Annotated in this window: 13 protein-coding genes and 1 tRNA gene; 12 read left to right on the top strand and 2 right to left on the bottom strand. The window is 48.0% G+C overall.

Features of this window, described 5'->3' with window-relative positions; genetic code table 11:
* The first annotated feature begins 71 nt into the window (after positions 1–71).
* The 4 genes from AC27N8_RS19590 to AC27N8_RS19575 all read left to right on the top strand — a co-directional run bounded on the left by AC27N8_RS19590 (position 72) and on the right by AC27N8_RS19575 (position 3,895).
* On the top strand, positions 72–1,040 hold the full coding sequence (locus AC27N8_RS19590; protein WP_487069089.1) for a TOTE conflict system archaeo-eukaryotic primase domain-containing protein: 969 nt from the start codon (positions 72–74) through the stop codon (positions 1,038–1,040).
* Positions 1,041–1,194: 154 nt separating this feature from the next.
* Complete coding sequence (locus AC27N8_RS19585; protein ID WP_487069088.1) at positions 1,195–1,389, top strand: helix-turn-helix domain-containing protein; 195 nt, start codon at positions 1,195–1,197, stop codon at positions 1,387–1,389.
* A 70-nt stretch (positions 1,390–1,459) separates the two neighbouring features.
* Positions 1,460–2,608, top strand: a complete 1,149-nt coding sequence (locus AC27N8_RS19580; RefSeq protein WP_487069087.1) for a tyrosine-type recombinase/integrase — start codon at positions 1,460–1,462, stop codon at positions 2,606–2,608.
* A 114-nt stretch (positions 2,609–2,722) separates the two neighbouring features.
* On the top strand, positions 2,723–3,895 hold the full coding sequence (locus AC27N8_RS19575) for a pentapeptide repeat-containing protein (protein ID WP_487069086.1): 1,173 nt from the start codon (positions 2,723–2,725) through the stop codon (positions 3,893–3,895).
* A gap of 120 nt (positions 3,896–4,015) precedes the next feature.
* Here the strand turns inward: AC27N8_RS19575 and AC27N8_RS19570 are convergent.
* Positions 4,016–4,092 (bottom strand) — tRNA-Pro (locus tag AC27N8_RS19570).
* A gap of 522 nt (positions 4,093–4,614) precedes the next feature.
* On the opposite strand from AC27N8_RS19570, the gene pheS reads away from it, so the two are divergent.
* From pheS to AC27N8_RS19545, 5 genes are all read left to right on the top strand, one after another.
* The gene (gene pheS, locus AC27N8_RS19565; protein WP_487069085.1) at positions 4,615–5,661 is read left to right on the top strand and encodes a phenylalanine--tRNA ligase subunit alpha; all 1,047 of its coding nucleotides are present in this window, start codon (positions 4,615–4,617) and stop codon (positions 5,659–5,661) included.
* 46 nt (positions 5,662–5,707) lie between these two features.
* Positions 5,708–8,242: a phenylalanine--tRNA ligase subunit beta gene (gene pheT / locus AC27N8_RS19560; protein WP_487069084.1), complete on the top strand. Its 2,535-nt coding sequence runs from the start codon at positions 5,708–5,710 to the stop codon at positions 8,240–8,242.
* 406 nt (positions 8,243–8,648) lie between these two features.
* On the top strand, positions 8,649–12,221 hold the full coding sequence (locus tag AC27N8_RS19555) for a BACON domain-containing protein (protein ID WP_487069083.1): 3,573 nt from the start codon (positions 8,649–8,651) through the stop codon (positions 12,219–12,221).
* A 312-nt stretch (positions 12,222–12,533) separates the two neighbouring features.
* Positions 12,534–14,777: a BACON domain-containing protein gene (locus AC27N8_RS19550; protein WP_487069082.1), complete on the top strand. Its 2,244-nt coding sequence runs from the start codon at positions 12,534–12,536 to the stop codon at positions 14,775–14,777.
* 186 nt (positions 14,778–14,963) lie between these two features.
* Complete coding sequence (locus tag AC27N8_RS19545) at positions 14,964–15,269, top strand: 2Fe-2S iron-sulfur cluster-binding protein (protein WP_487069081.1); 306 nt, start codon at positions 14,964–14,966, stop codon at positions 15,267–15,269.
* Positions 15,270–15,403: 134 nt separating this feature from the next.
* Here the strand turns inward: AC27N8_RS19545 and AC27N8_RS19540 are convergent, their stop codons facing one another.
* A complete protein-coding gene (locus tag AC27N8_RS19540) occupies positions 15,404–16,531 on the bottom strand; it encodes a hypothetical protein (protein WP_487069080.1) in 1,128 nt (375 codons plus the stop codon).
* Between the two features lie 428 nt (positions 16,532–16,959).
* On the opposite strand from AC27N8_RS19540, the gene AC27N8_RS19535 reads away from it, so the two are divergent.
* The 3 genes from AC27N8_RS19535 to AC27N8_RS19525 all read left to right on the top strand — a co-directional run bounded on the left by AC27N8_RS19535 (position 16,960) and on the right by AC27N8_RS19525 (position 19,047).
* Positions 16,960–17,196: a hypothetical protein gene (locus tag AC27N8_RS19535; RefSeq protein ID WP_487069079.1), complete on the top strand. Its 237-nt coding sequence runs from the start codon at positions 16,960–16,962 to the stop codon at positions 17,194–17,196.
* The gene (locus AC27N8_RS19530) at positions 17,193–18,077 is read left to right on the top strand and encodes an SDR family oxidoreductase (RefSeq protein ID WP_487069078.1); all 885 of its coding nucleotides are present in this window, start codon (positions 17,193–17,195) and stop codon (positions 18,075–18,077) included. The genes AC27N8_RS19535 and AC27N8_RS19530 overlap by 4 nt, the downstream gene beginning before the upstream one ends.
* 61 nt (positions 18,078–18,138) lie before the next feature.
* Complete coding sequence (locus AC27N8_RS19525) at positions 18,139–19,047, top strand: proline dehydrogenase family protein (RefSeq protein ID WP_487069077.1); 909 nt, start codon at positions 18,139–18,141, stop codon at positions 19,045–19,047.
* Positions 19,048–19,086 lie beyond the last annotated feature (39 nt).

Genomic DNA, 19,086 nt, shown 5'->3' with positions numbered 1-19,086 from the left:
TGTAACGAAATTCATTGTGACCATGTAACGAAATTCGTAACAATCTGTTACGAAATGGAGAAAGGACCTCTATGGCCATCACCACCTATGTAAAGACCTATATAAGTCTGTTTGTCGGCCGTCGTGATGACTACGCGATCCAGACCCAAAGCGGCCGCTATCGTCGGGCGAAAGAGCCACTGACAGAGAGAGCCGTGTTTGCTCATCTCCTTGGAACTCATACCTATGGCACCTATATCATGGACCCGGCCGGACGGTGTCGCTTTGCCGTGATTGATGCGGATACCGACGATGGACTCGATCGACTCTGGCAGATTCAAGAGCAGCTGGCGACACAGGGGATTGTCTCCTACGTGGAACGCTCCAGGCGTGGCGGTCACCTCTGGGTCTTCTTCACGGCACCGGCTCCAGCATCCCAGGTTCGGGCTTGGCTCCTTCCCTTTTGCCCATCGGATATGGAGTTCTACCCGAAACAAGATGAGGGCCAAGGGTATGGCTCGCTCATCCGGTTACCTCTGGGTGTCCATCGTAAGAGTGGCCAGCGCTACCCATTTGTAGAACGGCGAGCAGCTGGGGACCTGGTCCCCTTGACCCTCACCGATGAGCAACGTCTCACCTGGTTTGCCTCCATCCAGCGTATGGATGTGCCACAGGTGAAGAAGGCTCCAGCACCACGGGCCAGCACACCCACACCCACATCGTTTTCTTCTTCCCCTCCACTAGGGCAACGCACAACGGGAGATATCACCACCATCCGGCAATGGAACGCCAGCCAGGACCCTGTACAGATGATTGGGCGGTATGTGGATCTCTCTGCTCGCACAGGAACCGGAAAATGTCCTTTTGGCGATCATCATACGGGAGGTGAAGATCGTGAAGCATCCTTCAAGGTCTATGAGCCTGGCGTTCCTGGCGGCTATTGTTGGTTCTGCTATACGTGGAACCGGGGCGGCTCGCTCTTTGACTTTCTCAAGTACTACTACAATCTCGATCCTGGAGAACTCTGGCGACGGATTCAGGAAGAAGACTTTGCAGGTTAGGAGCCATTTCTTCAAAAACGAAACCTGCAACGTAGAACCGCCTGTAGAGCGGGCTGCATGTTAGCAGGTTTTAATTCAACTGGGGGCGTCGAGTGCGTTTTTTGTCGATCCATAATCTGATGATCATCTGTCTTGATAAAGGAGTAACGTGTAAATGAATGCTAATGCTTTGCCACCGCTGCTCATTACTGTAGAAGAGGCTATGCAGCAGTTAAGAATTGGACGATCAAAGCTGTATAGCTTGATCAAAAAGGAAGGCTTACCAATACATAAATTTGGTCGTCGGACTCTTATTGATCCTCAAGAGCTGCGGCCCTGGCTTTTACTGCGTAGACAGCAGGGCAAATAACAGAAGTGCAGATTAATCATGCCGCTTACCTACTGGTGAGCGGCTTTATGCTATAAAGGAGAATTGTGTTATGGCTAAACGTGCCAACGGAGAAGGTTCTATCTATCAACGTAAGTCTGATGGTAAGTGGGTCGGCAGTGTTTCGTTAAATGATGGCAGCCGAAAAGTGTTTTATGGCAAAAATAAAACCGAGGTAAAGGCGAAACTTAATGAGGTTATATATGAGCAGCAAAGAGGATTGCTAGCTACAGGGCCTAATGTTCTCTTGCAAGATTACTTAGAAAACTGGCTTGAGGACATTCATAAACCTACTATACGGTTGAGTACCTACCTGAATTATCGCAAGTTGTTGAATAACTATCTGATACCAGGGCTAGGAAAAGTTAAGCTACAAAAACTAACTCCTCAACAGGTGCAAGCATTTTATTCAAAGAAGATTAATGAAGGCTTATCTCCTAAAACGGTAAACAATGTCCATGGGGTTTTGCATAAGGCACTAGACAATGCAGTAAAATGGAATATTGTTCCACGTAACATATGCGATGCTGTTACCCCTCCTCGTATCCCACGTAAAGAGTTAAACTATTTAAATTCTGACCAGGCACATACTTTGTTAAGGGAAGTCAGGGAGCATAAACTAGAAGCCTTGTTAACCCTGGCAATCACAACAGGTATGAGACGTGGCGAATTATTAGCATTGCGCTGGCTAGATATCAACTTTAAAGATGGTAGCCTGCAAGTAAGGCGTGCTGTAAGTTATCACAAAGGATATGGCTATGTTGAGTCTGAGCCAAAGACATCCAGGAGTCGAAGAACAATTATGCTTCCTGACTTTGTGATAGCTATCTTGATTCATCATAGAGAGCAGCAACAAGAAGTACAGAATAAAGTTGGTGATGTCTGGGTTAATAAAGGTTTAGTTTTTACTAATGATTGGGGGGATTATTATAGCCCAAGTACTATGCTGAAAGTGTTTAGGCGTTTTCTTGTGAGTATTGATATGCCTCACATGCGCTTTCATGACTTGAGGCATAGTGCAGCTACCATTCTTCTAGCTATGAAAGTTCATCCGAAGATTGTTCAAGAGATACTAGGCCATAGTCAAATCACAACAACTATGGATATCTACTCTCATGCCATGCCATCGTTACAAGATGACGCTACCGAACAGTGGGATGATAAATTTGGAAAGAAGGGTAAAAAGAAAGGTAAAAAATAGCTTGTCAAGTAGACTGATCCTTTTAATTTTAGGGATCAGTCTACTTGATTCTATATGTTGCTATGCGTTTACAGATATAGATAACATTGCATGTGTTTGAGAGAGGTGTTTTTTATGAAAAGGGTAAAAAAGATAATTTTTCAGAGGCTGAAACAGTGTAAGCAGCATCCAATAATTACTTTTATAATTATAATTATCATACTAACTATCTTGATTTTTGTAGGATATAACTTTGATGGGACAGGTTTTAGTAGTGGCGATCAGGTGACAATCTCTCACGTTATCAGTGGACCATCTAAGGGCACAATTACTCAAACAGATGTATATCAACAAGGTAAAACTTTATGGGATTGGTTACAACTGCTCTTTATACCTATTGTGCTTGCAGCGGGTGGCTTTATTATTACTATTGCGACAAACAGAGGTGAACGCGAAGCGGCAAAACAACGTGATATAACTGAGAGAGAAATTGCAGCGGATAATCAAATGGAAGCCACGTTACAACTGTATCTAGATAAGATGTCAGAACTTCTTCTCGAACAAGATTTGCGGAAATCAGAACGAGAAGATGAAAAACAGAAGATAGCCCGTGTGAGAACGTTAACTGTTTTATCTCGATTAGATCGATCGCGCAAAAAAAGCCTTATTCAATTTTTATATGAGTCTGGTTTAATCAGTAAAGATAATCCAATTGTCCTTTTAGAGGGATCTGATTTGAGCAAAGCTGATTTGAGTGGAGCTAATCTGAGCAAAGCTGATTTGAGTGGAGCTAATCTGAGTGGAGCCAATCTGACCAGAACCAACCTAGTTTTTGTCTCACTGCGTAGAGCTAATCTGAGTGAAGCTTGCTTGAGCGGCGCTGATCTGAATAGAGCCGATCTGAATAGAGCCGATCTGAATAGAGCCGACTTGAATAGAGCCAACTTTGGTAAAGCTGATCTGAGCAGAGCCGACCTGAATTTTGCTGATCTGAGTGGAGCCAATCTGAGTGGAGCCGACCTGAGTGGAGCTAATCTGAGTGGAGCCGACCTGAGTTTTGCCAAACTGAACTTTGCCGATTTGAGTGGGGCTAACCTGAGCAGAGCTAATTTGGATGGAGCTGATCTAAGCAGAGCTAATTTGGATGGAGCCAACCTAAGTGGAGCAGAGTTGAACAGAGCGGAATTGAAAAGAGCTAATTTGGGTGGAGCTAATCGCCATAATACTGATTTTAAGAAAGTCCAATTGGGTCAAGCAGAAGATTTGATGAATACTATGTTGTTTACTAACCCTTCTGAGAAGCTCTAACTTCTTCGTTGCTACATAGTTGCTACATTTTAGGAATGACGAGACAATAAAATAGAGTATGTTAGTATGAATAAAACAAGGCTAGAAGCATCTTTATGAGAGACTTCTAGCCTTTTAGATTGGTCGGGGTGAGAGGATTTGAACCTCCGACCACTACAACCCCATTGTAGTGCGCTACCGGGCTGCGCTACACCCCGTTGTCATTTTTGTCGAACATGCACAAGTATAGCAGAAAGGGATAGCCAAGTCAAGCAATTTTGGCAAAAAATTTTGGGAATCGGCCTGACGATCTTTTGGGGATTGAAGATTTTTAGATCTCATAAAAGGCTTTTATTTTTGGTCTGGTGGATAGCTAGACTTTTGCGTTGTGATCTGATAAGCTATGTGATAGTAAAAACTTATGCTGCACTATGCAGTGAGAAGCGATGATAGGGAGAGTAGGCGTTTACGAACGTCCAGGGAGAAAGGGTCGCCGACTGAAAGCCCTTTTACGTTGATATACGTTGAAGTTCACCCTAGAGCTGGCTGTTGAACTCTTTTTAAGTAGATGGCCCCGGATCGTCTCCGTTATCGGACAAACCGAGTGGAATGCTGACTCTGTGCTTTTTCTGTTGAGTCTTTGGAGCGGTGTTCAATACGGGTGGTACCACGGAGCTTGCTATACCGACAACTTCGTCCCTGTTGACGAATGTCGGTTTTTTGATTTTTTGGAGGTTGTTATGATTGGACAACTCGAGCAGTTGATTGGACAACTCGATGCTTTGCGTTTGCGGGCAATTGAGGAGCTAGAGCCGATCAATACGTCTGCTGACTTGGATGAATGGGATACGCGCTATCTGGGACGTAATCGTGGCGAGTTGAAGAGCCTCTCTTCCGTGATGCCGAAATTGTCTAAAGAAGAGCGTCCCGTTGTGGGGCAGAAAATAAATGCGGTCAAGACTGAGCTTGAGCGTCTCTTGCGTGAGAAGCGCGAGGAGTTGCAGCAGCGAGAGTTGTTGCTGACTCTTGAGAATGAGAGTATCGATGTGACTTTGCCGGGGCGTGCTTTGCCTATTGGGAAGATGCATCCAATTTCGCGGACGATTCAAGAGGTGACTCAGATCTTCGTCAAGATGGGTTTCAGCGTGCTTCAGGGATTGGAAGTTGAAACCGATTATCATAATTTTCAGGCGTTAAATATCCCATCCGATCATCCGGCACGCGATATGCAGGATACTTTCTGGATCGCTCCTGGAGAGATTTTGTTGCGCACACAAACGTCTCCGATGCAGATCCGCACGATGGAGCAGCAACAGCCTCCCGTGCGTGTCGTTGTGCCGGGTAAGGTCTATCGCAATGAGGCTGTCGATGCGACTCACGAGGCGATGTTCCATCAGATTGAGGGACTCTTGATCGATGAGGTCTGCACGATGGCTGATCTTAAGGGCTGCCTGGAACGCTTCGCGCATGAAATGTTCGGTCCAGAGCGTCGCCTGCGTTTCCGTGGGAGCTACTTTCCGTTCACGGAGCCGAGCGCTGAGGTCGATATTAGCTGTGGCCTGTGCGATGGTAAAGGGTGCCGTGCTTGTAAATATAGCGGCTGGCTTGAGGTGCTGGGATCTGGTATGGTGCATCCACAGGTATTGCGTAACGTGGGCTATGATCCCGAGAAGTATCGCGGCTTCGCTTTCGGTATGGGTGTGGAACGCATCGCTATGTTGAAGTATGGCATCGGAGAGATACGTCTCTTCTCCGGCAATGATCTACGCTTTTTGCGCCAGTTGTAGTTGTGAAGTGTCGTGCGAGTGGCGATTTTGAGAAGGAGAAGACACAATGAGAGTTCCTTTGAGCTGGCTCAAAGAGTATGTTGAGATTACCCAGTCCCCTGAAGAACTGGCCCATACGTTGACGATGGCTGGTTTGGAAGTTGAGAGCATAGAATATATCGGGGAGAGCTGGGGCGATAGAGTTATCACGGCACAGATCGATTATCTGGAGAAGGTTGAAGGCTCTGACCATCTGAATTATACGAAAATCAATACCGGTCAGGGACAGATCAACGTGATCTGTGGCGCACCGAATATCCATCTGGGCGATAAGGTTCCGCTGGCTTTGCCGGGTGCTCAGCTGGGGGATATCACAATTAGTGAGACGCGCAAATTTGGTTATGTCTCACAGGGGATGCTGTGCTCACCGCGTGAGCTGGGTATGGGCAACGATCATAACGGTATCTATCTACTAGAGCCCGATACTGAAATCGGTCGACCGCTGGTGGATCTGTTCGGAGAAGTGGTGCTGGATTTTTCGATCAAGGCTCATCGCGGCGACCTCTCCTCGATTATCGGGGTAGCTCGCGAGGTGGCGGCTCTGACGAAACAGACGTTGCGCATTCCTCAGATACAGGTGCAGGAGCAGGGGACTCCGACAACCGAGTTGGTCGAGGTGACGGTCGAGGATACAGAACTTTGTCCTCGCTACGTGGCACGCGTTGTTAGCAATGTGACCATTGGGGCTTCCCCTGATTGGATGGCCAGACGTTTGCTGGCCGCTGGCCTGCGTCCAATCAGCAACGTTGTGGACATCACAAATTATGTCTTGCTGGAGTTTGGTCAGCCGCTCCACAGCTTCGACTATGATCTGGTGCCGGATCATCATATTATCGTGCGTCATGCCCGCCCTGGCGAGGAGATGACGACACTCGATGATGTGAAACGGAAACTGACTCCTGAGATGCTTTTGATCACCGATCCTACTGGTCCGACGGCTATCGCGGGCGTGATGGGTGGAGCGGTCAGTGAGGTGAGCAGTAAAACTACGACTGTTTTGTTGGAGGCGGCAAACTTCAAGGGCGGCAATGTGCGACGCACTTCGACGACGCTTGGCCTGCGCACAGATGCTTCCAGCCACTTTGAGAAGGGATTAGATCCTGAGCTTGCTCTGGCAGGTGCTAATCGTGCGGTTCAATTGATGGCTGAACTGGCTGGTGGTACTGTTCATCCCGGACAGGTGGATATCTACTCTGCTCCCGCGCAGCCTCGCACGTTAAATTTCTCGACCGAGGATATTACGTGGCTGACATCTATGCATGTAACTCAGGACGAAGCGATTGCGGCGCTCTCGGCACTCGAGTTCACTGTCGATGCTTCTGATGATGGTAAGCATATGCGCGTAACCGTGCCGACCTATCGCTCCGATGTGCACGAACCGGCTGATCTGGTCGAAGAGGTTATCCGCCTGATCGGCTATGAGCATATACCGGCTACGATTCCGTCTGGCCCATTGCCTGAACAGGTAATTGATCGCTGGTTTGAGCGTGAACAGGTGGTGCGTGATCTTTTGCTAGGTGCCGGCTTAAATGAGATTGTGACCTATACTCTGACGAACCGTGCTCGTATGGTGAAATTGTTGGCACACACCGATGCCTCATCTGTCACGGCTCTGTTTCAGCCTCGCAGCAGATCGGCTGTACAGGAGGAGGCACGCGTAGCCGCTAGCAATGTGGCGACGGCGGTTGTTCCATTTGATATCCGCTCGATTCCGGCTGTTACATTGGTAAATCCGCTAAACTCGGATATGGATACGCTGCGCCTGACTTTACTGAGTAATTTGATGGAGACGATTCAAGAAAATAGCAAATATACAAAGGATGGCTTGCGTTTCTTTGAACTGGGACGTCGTTACTTTCCCGCTCCTGATAAGCAACAGCTTCCACAGGAGCGTCGTACGATTGGTATCGCTTTGAGCGGTCCTGCTGAGATTACTTGGTTGCCCGAACTGGCTCGCCCTGCTGACTTCTATGATTTGAAGGGAGCTGTTGAGACATTTCTGGAAGGTTTGAAGATTTCTCGCTATCGTTTTGTGCCAACGCAGCATCCAACCTTTCATCCTGGACGTTGTGCTCTGCTGGAGTTGGCCTATAACACTGCTGATGGAACTGAGTCGTTTCATCCCGTAGGCGTACTTGGAGAAGTTCATCCTGTGGTACAGCAGCATTATGATCTGTCGCAGCGTACCTATCTCGCTGAATTGGATCTTGCTGATCTGTACGATGCGGTTCCTGATCGCCTTGTCTATCAACCGATTTCTAAGCATCAGGCTTTGACGCGTGATCTTGCTCTTGTGCTTGATCAACATATTGCAGCACGCGATATTCAAGAACAGATCGTACGCCATGGTGGAGAGCTTTTACGCTCGGTTGAACTATTCGATGTCTATACGGGCGATCCACTACCGGCCGGTAAAAAGAATCTGACGTATAGCCTTGTTTATCAAGCTCAGGATCGTACTTTGAAAGATGCTGAGGCTAATGCTCTACAGGAGCGTATTGTGCGACTCTTAAATGAGGATTTTGGGGCGGTTTTGCGTTAAGGCATCTTTCCCTTTAACAAAGGATCGTAGAAATCTGTCAGTTTCTATGATCCTTTTTTGCTATATGTAGTGACAGGGTATCGTTATATATGGCACAATTAGAATGCATACATCTGGTATAAAATTTTCTATGTCCGCTATCATATTTATGAATATTTGTGTTCTTATGAGGACTGTTTTTTTATGTTCCCAATTTTTTTGTGTTCGGTGGGGGATGTGGAATGTCGAGGAAGACCATCTGACTAATCCATGCGACCTCGATTTTTGGTTATAGTGAAATGTTGGCATGTATGGTTGATGGTTTGTATTTTGCGAGAAGAGTCTAAAAATGAATCAATGTTTGCGTTGTAATAGGCCTTGTAGTGATTCATCGCTCTTGTGTGATGAATGTGTTTCGTCACGACAAATGCCTGGTCAGAGAAGTGAACAAATAGCAAAATATGAAGGTGCCGCTACCGGTCCATACCTTACTTCAGAACGTGCTTCCACTTATACATCGGAGAATATCACACGCGGTGCATATGCTATTGAAACTCCTCCATCAAAGCTTCCCCAATCGGATGCATCGGGCTCGTTTCTGCCTTCAGTAGATGATCCTGAGGGAATTATCGCGTCTCTTTCTAATGAGACGGTGCCAATGGATATCTATCCTCCCCAGGTTGAATTCTCCCCCCTCGATGAGAGCAGTAATTTTGCTCCCTCCAACCAGAACTATGCAGATGTCGCAGATCGCTCTTTGGAACGTCTAAATGATGCGGCGCGTTTGATCGAAGAAGCTGATCTTGACTATCCCCAAAATGGACGCGGACCACGACCACGAGCATCCCGCTTATCACCGTTGCGTGATATCTCGGCCGATATACGACGCGAAAGTACACCATTACCTAATGCTTCATTCACGACGCAGCCGGTTCCACGTAAGGCTGTGGCGCGCAAGGGTCTTGATGAGCATCTGCCTGATCTCTGGCCCTGGTTGCACACGAGCGAAATTGACGAGAGCAAAGATGAGTGGATCGATCAAGTTGATCCTTTGCAGGCTCGCCGCTTTCCTTCCAGCGCAGAGTCGATGAAAATTGAGCAGGAGGATATCCGTCGCGTCGTCGGCGAAAAAATTTCTGTGGTGTGGGAGGGGGTAAAGGATAATGTGAAGCGTGAGCCGCAGAAGTGCCTACGGATATTATTTATTAGCCTCTCGATTCTGGCAGCACTGGCGCTGATGATCGATACTGTCATGGTGGCGATTTTGGAGCAACGTACTCCATCCGTGCAGGCAAATCAGCTTCCAACCATGACGCTTTCATTGCATGCTGTCAAGCCTGGTGGCCAGGTGACCATTCATCTGAATAATTTCCCGTCATCAACTTCGGTAGTGCTATCGCATGATATCCAGGAAAACGTCACGCTGAAGAATCAATCCGGTGTCGTTCAGTTAAACGCTCAGGGATCAAAAAGTGTCGTTATGCTGATTGATAGTAGTTGGGAGGTGGGGCAGCATACTGTGGTGGCGGAGGATGTTCAGACACGCTACACGGCGAGTGCTATGTTGCAAGTGGGTGAGGGGCCGATGCCTCCCTCACATTTGGAGATCTCTACTGCGAATATCGATCTAGGTTCACAATATGTGGGCGCCAATTCGTTTCAAGTGCTCACCTTACATAATTCTGGCGGCGGTATTATCAATTGGTCTGCCAGTAGTACCAGTTCCTGGCTGATGTTCTCACCCAAAAATGGAGTCTTTAGCGATCATCAGGACATTCAAATCGCAGCTGATCGTACGAATCTCACTCCAGGCACGTATCATGGAAAAATTACGATTATCTCGAATGTAAGCCAACCACAGGATATTGCGGTCCAGATGATTGTGTTGGCGCTCCCCAAGAACGCTGGCGCTGTGATGAGTGTCACTCCGGCGATTATGACCTATATTGCAGGCGATGGGCAGGGAAATCCCGGGACTCAGTTGTTGACGATCACAAATCCTGGGACAAAGGCACTTCATTGGTCGATCAGTGATGCCAATCCGCGAGCGGATGCCAATACGAGCTCGTATTTGAGCGCTCTGGGGATGACTACGAGTTGGCTCAGCGCTGGCACGACTTCAGGAATTGTTGCACCTGGAGCGACGGTAAACGTGGTGGTGAAAGTTAATAGTCAGCATCTCTTGCCCGGAACATATACCAGCTCGTTGAAGTTTGTCGCTGCTCGGGGGTATACAGCCCTGAATACTCCGCAGTTGGTGAATGTCACATTAACAGTCCAACCTGGATGTGGCGTCTTATTAAGTACTGGCTCGTTAAATTTCACAGCTATTGCCGGTCAAGCCAGTTCAAGTAATCAAGTGCTGAGCCTGACTGGCAGCGCGAGTTGCGCTGGCGTTGTGAGTTGGCATACCACTTCTTCTGTTCCATGGCTGACTATGACTCCTACGAATGGTCAGATAAAAGGAGCCGAACAATCAATTACTACTGTTGCGGTTAATCCAGTTAATTTGTCGCCAGGTAGCTATACAGGCACAATTACTATTGCGCTTGCGCAAAGTACACAAACTGTGAATGTACAATTAACTGTCCAAAATCCACCTACGGCGTCGGCGCCTATTCTTGGAGTCTCGCCGCTTAATCTCAACTTTAGTGTGACCAAAGGACAGGCAGATCCGGCGCCTCAAAGTGTTACCGTGACAAATACGGGACAGAGTTCGTTGATTTGGAGTACGATGGCGAATCCTTCATCCTCCTGGCTGAATGTGACGCAAAGCCATGGGACAATTGCACCAGGGCATACAGGTAACCTGGTGATAAGTGTGAGCGCGAACGGTTTAACTGCCGGGTTAAATGTAGGACAGATTATATTGAGTGGTGTTGATCCAACAGGCAATACTGCTAGTGGTAGCCCTCAAACTGTGAATGTAACCTTTACTGTGTTAGCTCCCTGTACCCTGGCACTTCCGTCTACAAGCGGGCTCGCGTTTAGTACAACTGAGGGTCAGGCCGATCCCTCTCCTCAATCCATTATGATTACAGCTTCTGGTAACTGTAACTGGCCGGTGACCTGGCAGACAAGCTATGACTCATCTGCCAATTGGCTGAACCTTCCCTCGAGTAGTGGAACCTTTACAACCAGCGGTCAATCTGCAACCTTAGCGGTGGCGCCGAGTAACGCTGGCCTGCTAGCAGGCAGTTATCACGCTATTGTCAAACTTTCGGCTACCGATAGCACTGGAGCTGCTATCCAGGGGAGCCCTCAAACCTTATCAGTTGATTTTGTTGTGCAGCCACCTTGTACGCTTCAGGTGAGCTCGGCTGGCCTTTCATTCAGTGTGACGCAAGGGCAGTCCTCCAGCGTGCAGAGTATTCCAATCAGCTCAACCGGAAATTGTTCATTGCCACTGGTGTGGACCGCTCATGTGGATAGTTCCTGGCTGCAACTCTCTTCTAATTCGGGGAGCGATAACGGTGGAGGGAGTAGCGTTGGGGTCAATGTGAATGCAAGCGGTTTGAATATTGGTACATATAGTGGAGTGGTCTCGCTTTCGGCTGTGGGAAGTGGTGGAGCCAGCGTGATAGGAAATCCTCAGGTTTCGGTGACGTTGACTGTGACTGGATCACGTATCAATGTGACTGTCAAGCAGTGTCAGGATGATGCCTGTATCTCACCTGGTCCGATGCCGGAAGCAACGGTCTACTTAGCTGATACTTCCGGAAATATTGTGGCTTTCGGTACTGCCGATGCTAATGGGTATGTTTCTCTGCCCAATATACCAATTGGAAACTATACTGTTCTGGCCAGCGGAGAAGATGCTGCTGGAGATATGTATACTGGAAGTAGCACGATCGTGGTGACAGGAGGTCCAATGAGTATCACTATTAATGTGACCTCTATTTCTTCGACTGTCACCTTGCCCGTTGGACCGACTGATACGCCGACGCCGACGCCGGCACCAACCGATACGCCGACGCCAGCCGATTCTCCAACACCGTAAACTTTTAAGGTCGTATTGAGCGCTCAAGGCTTTACCTGCTGTTTTTTTGTATCTTTGGCACAGGAGCAGGCACATTCTGGCAAGCAAGCTGAATGTGTCTGCTCCTGTGCCATCTTGTTAATCAGAGAGGCTCCATCTGTGCATTGTGATTGAAAACATCGGGAATATTGTGTTGTACAAACGTGTATTTATTATTAAGCTTGATGGTGAGTAGTCATATATTTGGGGAATGTATCTGTTTGACGTTTATTACTATGAGGGGGCGGTGAGGTTGATAGATTTTGTAAGAACCCTCATGCTAGATGGAGCCTTATGTATAGCAAGCGTTGTACTTATTGTCAAACTTTACAACAGGTGGATACACGAACGCAGGTATGCAGTTATTGTGGACGAGAACTCTCTCCTCAACTGCCAAAATCATTGCGCCAAAAATCCATACCGCCAGCATCTTCCCATCGGGCCGGGCATACTTTTGGATTACATCCAGAGGACCAGCCATATCAGTCAAGTATGATGATAGCACAACATTCTCCCTCTCAGGCAGATGAATTGCCTGCGCGTGTGAAGCCAGATCCTGATTACATTGTGTTTCCTGATACGACAGAAGCATCTATTTTGAAGGCGCGTCGCGTGGCTTTAGTTCGCTCACGGCGTTCGCGCCAGTCAGGTCGTTCTGGCAGTCCAGCAGCGAAAAAAGAGGAGAAGGCAAAGACGCCACGACCTACGCTCAAGTTGACCCAAAAAGCGGAACCACTCAAGGCGCCGCCGCTCGTGCTTAAACCGATTACTAACGAGAAGGCACGAGGCTTCATGCCTGCTCTACCGAAGCCTTTGTTCTCGGCACGAGCGATCTCGTGGCTACTGACATTATCCTGCATCATCTTTTTGCTGGCGGCAAGTATCATTGCTTTTGTGCTGATTGGCAAGCGTGCCACGATTGCTTCTGCTGTGGTCCAGGTTGCACCAGATACGTTACGGGTGAACGATACATTTACGCTGTCGGGCAGAGGCTTTTCTCTGCATGATCCAATGACTTTTTATCATGATAATCAGCAACCCCTACTTAGTGCGCAGGGGAAGCCTCTAAGTATCTCTACTGACGGCAATGGACACTTTTCCATGCAAGTGCAAGTACCTGGAAATTGGAGCGTTGGCAGCCACGTGATTAGTACCGTGGATAGCTTGCATGCCATCAGCATATTAGCTCACATCACCATTCTTGCCCCTTCGGTAAGTGTGCCGGTCTTGCAGATTTCTCCACTGAAGCTGCAATTTTCTGGAGCGGCTCCTGGTATTGTCTCCAGTCAGGCGCTTACATTGACGAATACGGGTGGGGGTCAAATATCCTGGACTGTGACAAGCGATCAACCGTGGCTGGGCACGGTGCCAGCAAGTTCTAGCTTTTCTGGGAGCCAGAGTGTGCAGGTAACGGTCAATCGTGGTGAGCTTGTGCCGCGTGCGTATACAGGACATTTGGTTTTTACGCAAAAAGGAGCCGATACATCTCCATTAACTATTCCGGTGTCGATGGAGGTAGCTCCGACTCCGGCTGACCTGACTATCTCTACGACGGCATTGACCTATGCTGCCAGTACGAGCCAGAATCCGGGCGATCAGTTTATTACTCTGCATAATAGCGGGGATCAGGATGGAAGTTGGTCTACGACTTTCTCAACCGCATCTGATGCATCCTGGATTGTTCTGACGCCCAATCATGGAACTCTGGCTCCTGGCGAGGATCAGACGATTACTGTGAGTGCTTTGTCTGAGAATCTGCCAGTTGGTACGTATCAGGGAGCGATTAGCTTTGCTGGAGATATCAGCGCCCAGGTCAGTACATCTATGAGCATCGTTACCGCTGGCAATCTGGTGGTCTCGCCGCTTGCGCTTGACTTTACGGCACTTGCGGGACAATCTCCCACTGATAAGCAAGTCACATTACAGAATAGTGGCGGAGCCTCTCTGACGTGGCAAAGCCAGGTCATGACCGTTGATCAAGGCAACTGGTTGCAGGTAACTCCTGCTGAGGGATCTTTGGATGGTGGTGAGCAAACATCTGTTGCGATCCATATTAGCGGTCAGGATTTGAGCGTAGGTTCCTATCAGGGGAAGGTTACCTTTATCTCGTCGAGCGGGATCAGTCAGCAAGTAGCCGTCTCTTTGATTGTGTCGGCTACGACAGCTTCTGTCGTCTCTACGCAGCCGTCCACACTGACATTTGTCACGACGTCGGGCTCAGATCCAGCAGCGCAGACGGTCGTTGTGACAAATACAGGAGATACGGTTTTGCCATGGACTGCCAGCGCGCAAGGTACAGGCAGTAACACATTGACTATTACGCCGAGCACAGGAACTCTGGCCGCTCATCAAAGTGTTACCCTGACCGTTTCCGTGCACCTACCGGCGTCAAGTTCGGGTACCCTGTCCCCGACGATTGCTTTGAATGCAGGCAGCGGCGGATCAGCTGCGGCTAATCAAAGTATCCCGGTTACTATTACTAGCAATAGCGCGGCCCCCTCCACAACGACATCTAAGGGGGCTGATGCTACTCCGTGAGGTGTGATGCTTTTTATGCGCATCATAGCTCTCAGGTAAAGCTAGCAGTATGCTTTCAATCCTGATGGCTTCAGTCTCGCCTGCTCGCGGTTTTGTTGACGCTCTTTCCCTTCTGTGCTATATTCTGACAAAGCATAAGCAAGCTCTGTATAAATCAAGCTATCAGTTATGTCGGAGGATAGAGTCGTGCCAACGATTACATATGTACGTGAAAATGTACGGGTAGATGTGCCCGAGGGGGATACTGTTCGTTACCCTGCGTTAGAAAATGATGTGCCGATCTATTGCGGTATCTACAAATTTGCTAACTGCCATGGGAATGGATTTTGCGGTACTGATCGCGTTGCCGTCTCGCCGGCTGCCAATATCAGCGATCTTTCATTTATGGAGAAATTCTGGCTGCGTGGAGATCTCAAGAAGAATCCGAACATGCGTCTGGCATGTCAGGTGAAGATATTTGGGAACATTGAAGTCGACACGCAGTGTAAATAAAAGCGCCTGCATATGTGCACATTGTCGTTACCGCTTTGTGCACTATTTTTTTGCCCTCTTATCAAAAGCGGACTTCATCTCAAGAGATGAAGTCCGCTTTTGATACTGTTTGATCTAAGAACGTATCCGACCCTTTAATTTCTCACAGCAAAATAATATCTCTGAGCAAAGGTGTTATTCCAATATATTTCGACTTTGCCCGAGGCTGCGTTGGGAAATTTCATCGGTATCGAGAAGTTCTCGATATTGGAAGCATTATACTGAATATCTTTATTATACGGTGTATCCATGTAAAACTTGCCGTTGGTATACCACTTGGCGACAACCTGACCGTGTGTGCCTTTGAGTGGTTGCACACTAAATGTTAGCCAAAATACTTGTCCGGGTTGAAAAATATTCTGTTGAATAATGGGCTGATTGTTCTTGGTATCTATACGCGTTGTTGTCGAGACCGATGGGATAATATTTTGAGCCGGTCCATGATCGTTTGCCGTCAGGGCTGGTGGGTCAGGAATAGTTTCGCTAGTGGTCGGAACGTTCTGCAACGACTTGCCTGTATAAACTGACACGATCTTATCCCATGTGCCGCTGGCTTTGACATAATATCCTGTGCCTGAACAGAGGAGCAGCGCCACAATTACAACGCTAAGAAAGCCACTAACCACGCGGTAAGTGGGAACGATGGGACGTGGTTTGGTGAAGGTTGGCGGTACGTGAACAATGTCCGGATTCAACGGCTCTGCCGGTAGTAAATGTTGGACCGATTGCTGCGGGATCAATTGTAATGAGATGGTCGATTGTCGCCCCGCTGGTTGGAGCTCCATTCCTCCTTGATAAGGAACCATGGCTTGTTGCTGCCAGTCTGCTTGCGAACCTCCTGGAGCATCAAGTTGTCCGGACGGCTGCTGCCAGGATGGCATAGGATCAAGCTGACCAGAAGGCTGTTGCCAGGCAGGCATGGGATTGAGTTGCCCCGAGGGATTACGCCAGGAGGATGTGGAATTGAGTTGTCCAGAAGGTTGTTGCCAGGCGTTTGCCGAACTCTGATCGAATTGTCCTGCTGATTGTTGCCAGGATGCTGGCGCACTGTTTTGTGCAGGCATTTGAGGAGCTTGCTGATCCCATTGTCCTCCAAATGCCTGAGGAGCTCCCGGGCCACCCCAGGGCAATGGTTCAGATGCTCCTGCTCCCCAACCGGTGGGTTGAGCATTTAAGAGTGGAGATGGGGCTCCACAATTGGAACAGGGGGCCTCATTCGCCATACGTGCTGCTTTACAATAGCTACAGAACATTTTCCTCGCCTACCTTGTATAAATGTGTACCGACACTTATATCTAATAGTTTCAACGCACTTTACTACAACACCACATTAACACTTTACTCCTTCTTTGATCAAGTTTTGCTGCTTGCTTTAGGGCAAAATGGCTATACATAGTTCGCTTCCCTTCATTGTAAACTATTTTGTGTCAAAGAATAGCAACGCAGCTATGATTTAACTTGCATCTCTATTTTCCAGGTGCTACCATGCATCCATAGCTAGCATCCTTTCTTGTTGTATCTAGATGCTATTTGCAATACAGTCAGAAAAGTCGTTTTTCGCGCAGCTATTTTTGATCTGGCTCGTTTGACTCCTATGCCTGATTGTTTGCTTGAATAGTATTGATAGTTAGAGGGATATTTCTTTCATTCTATGGCTGAGACTCAGGAACAATGGTATAACAGGCAAGCCATCGAGCAGTTGGCACAGCATATTCCTTTTGAGCATGATCTGGCTTGTAAGTCAGAGTTGATTGAGATGCTACGTGGGTTAGTGATCCGTCATGGCCGGAATATGAATCCTGACCTATTTGGATTCGAGGCACGCTGCGAGCTGGTCCGTCTGGGATTGTGGAGTCGCATTGGGGATGTTGGGAATACAGGTAAATGATGAGAAAAACAATTGTGATTACCGGCTGCTCAAGCGGCTTTGGTCATAGTACGGCCTTTGAGTTGGCTCAACAGGGATGGTTGGTGTTTGCTACCGTCCGCAAAGAGTCCGATAGCGAAAGCCTCCTACAGGAAGCTGAAGCCCGGCACTGTCGCCACAATCTTGTGCCTCTATTGTGCGACATTACACAGCATGAACAAGTGGTACAACTGGCGCAGCAGGTTGAGTATCAGTTGCGAGCTGAACAGTTACTCGATCAGGAACAGATCCCGCGTCTGGATGCTCTATTGAACAATGCAGGAACTGCGTATGCTGGCCCGATTGAATTAGTGCCATTGGATGATATGCGGTCGCAATTTGAAATCAATGTCATTGCCCACATTGATGTTACCAGGGTTTTGTTGCCATTTCTTAAAAAGGCTCACGGAACATCTATCTATGTGAGTAGTATCTCTGGAAAGATATCGATGCCTGTAACTGGTCTCTACTCGGCGAGTAAATATGCTCTGGAGGCCTTATGTGATGCGCTCCGCGTAGAGTTAGCTCCCTTTGGTGTGCATATTGTGTTGATTGAACCTGCTTCCAGTCCTACTGCAATCTGGCAGACCAGTCTCCAACGTTCTCTGGAGAGCCTGGGCGAGGCGAAAGAGAGTAGTCCATATAAACGGTTGCTTGATGTAGCGGAAAAAAGTGGTTTACAATCAAGTAAAAAAGGCTTTCCGATCCAAAAGTTTTCTGATACAGTGGTACGTATTCTGAATAGTCCGCGTCCGCGTGCTCGTTATGGAGTTCCCGGATCAGCCAACGCTGTGATGCTCTTGCGCCGTTTTATGCCTGATAGTTGGTGGGATAGCATGACGCGTCAAATTATGCATTGGTAAGCTTATATGTCAATGTCTTCCCTGTTTTTTCTAACTGACCCTCGTCGAAAGGATTGTAATTATGCTGAAAGATACGTTACTTTCCCTCGCTCAAAACCCCCGTATGAGAGATTTTGCGATTCAAAACAGAGTTGCACGGAATATTTCTCGCCGTTTTGTGGCTGGTGAGTTGCTGGATGATGCTGTACAAGCATCACGTGTTCTCAATGATCGTGGTATCCAGGTGGCGATGGATCTTTTGGGCGAGAATGTCGCTACCGAGGAGGAGGCTGCTGAGGCGACACGTGCTTATATTGCCGCGATTGAATTGATTTCCAAAACGCATATTAAGGCTAATATCTCTGTTAAATTGACTGCTCTCGGCCTGGATCTGGGCCATGAGATCTGCCAGGCCAATCTGAACAAGATTCTTGAAAGCGGTCGCGAACATGAAATATTTGTTTGCGTCGATATGGAAGCTTCGACTTATACCGAGCAGACCGTAGCCATGGTGAAGGAGGTTCGTCAGCAATTTGAGCTGGTTGGAACTGTTATCCAGAGTTGCCTGTATCGTAGCCGTGTCGATATCGAGCGGCTTGTTGAGCAAGGTGTGCGTGTTCGTCTGGTCAAGGGGGCTTATAAAGAGCCTGAGAATGTGGCTCTGCAGGAGAAGTCTGACGTCGATAAGAATTATGCGCAGCTGATGGAGATCCTTTTGGCTCGCGGCAATTTTCCCGCTATTGCGACGCATGATGAGACGATGATCAATGCTGCTTGTCACTTTGTGCGTGATCACGGTATCAGTCCATCCTCTTTTGAGTTTCAGATGCTGTATGGGATACGACGAGATTTGCAGGAGAAGTTGGTGAAGCAAGGATATAATGTACGTATCTACGTTCCTTACGGCTCACATTGGTATCCTTACCTGATGCGTCGTATGGCTGAACGTCCTGCTAACCTCTTGTTTGTAGTGACGAATGGCTTACGCTAAGTCACCGTGCCACAATGATATGATGCAAGCGAAGGAGTG

The organism is Dictyobacter sp. Z7_2, from assembly GCF_057551105.1.
The sequence above is the reverse complement of the archived record's forward strand: the minus strand, read 5'-3'. Positions and strand labels throughout refer to the sequence as shown.

Bases quoted from the DNA above. Each gene is read 5' to 3' on its own strand.
- AC27N8_RS19590 (WP_487069089.1), top strand. From the start codon at position 72: ATGGCCATCACCACCTATGTAAAGACCTATATAAGTCTGTTTGTCGGC.
- AC27N8_RS19585 (WP_487069088.1), top strand. From the start codon at position 1,195: ATGAATGCTAATGCTTTGCCACCGCTGCTCATTACTGTAGAAGAGGCT.
- AC27N8_RS19580 (WP_487069087.1), top strand. From the start codon at position 1,460: ATGGCTAAACGTGCCAACGGAGAAGGTTCTATCTATCAACGTAAGTCT.
- AC27N8_RS19575 (WP_487069086.1), top strand. From the start codon at position 2,723: ATGAAAAGGGTAAAAAAGATAATTTTTCAGAGGCTGAAACAGTGTAAG.
- pheS (WP_487069085.1), top strand. From the start codon at position 4,615: ATGATTGGACAACTCGAGCAGTTGATTGGACAACTCGATGCTTTGCGT.
- pheT (WP_487069084.1), top strand. From the start codon at position 5,708: ATGAGAGTTCCTTTGAGCTGGCTCAAAGAGTATGTTGAGATTACCCAG.
- AC27N8_RS19555 (WP_487069083.1), top strand. From the start codon at position 8,649: ATGCCTGGTCAGAGAAGTGAACAAATAGCAAAATATGAAGGTGCCGCT.
- AC27N8_RS19550 (WP_487069082.1), top strand. From the start codon at position 12,534: ATGTATAGCAAGCGTTGTACTTATTGTCAAACTTTACAACAGGTGGAT.
- AC27N8_RS19540 (WP_487069080.1), bottom strand. From the start codon at position 16,531: ATGGCGAATGAGGCCCCCTGTTCCAATTGTGGAGCCCCATCTCCACTC.
- AC27N8_RS19535 (WP_487069079.1), top strand. From the start codon at position 16,960: ATGGCTGAGACTCAGGAACAATGGTATAACAGGCAAGCCATCGAGCAG.
- AC27N8_RS19530 (WP_487069078.1), top strand. From the start codon at position 17,193: ATGATGAGAAAAACAATTGTGATTACCGGCTGCTCAAGCGGCTTTGGT.
- AC27N8_RS19525 (WP_487069077.1), top strand. From the start codon at position 18,139: ATGCTGAAAGATACGTTACTTTCCCTCGCTCAAAACCCCCGTATGAGA.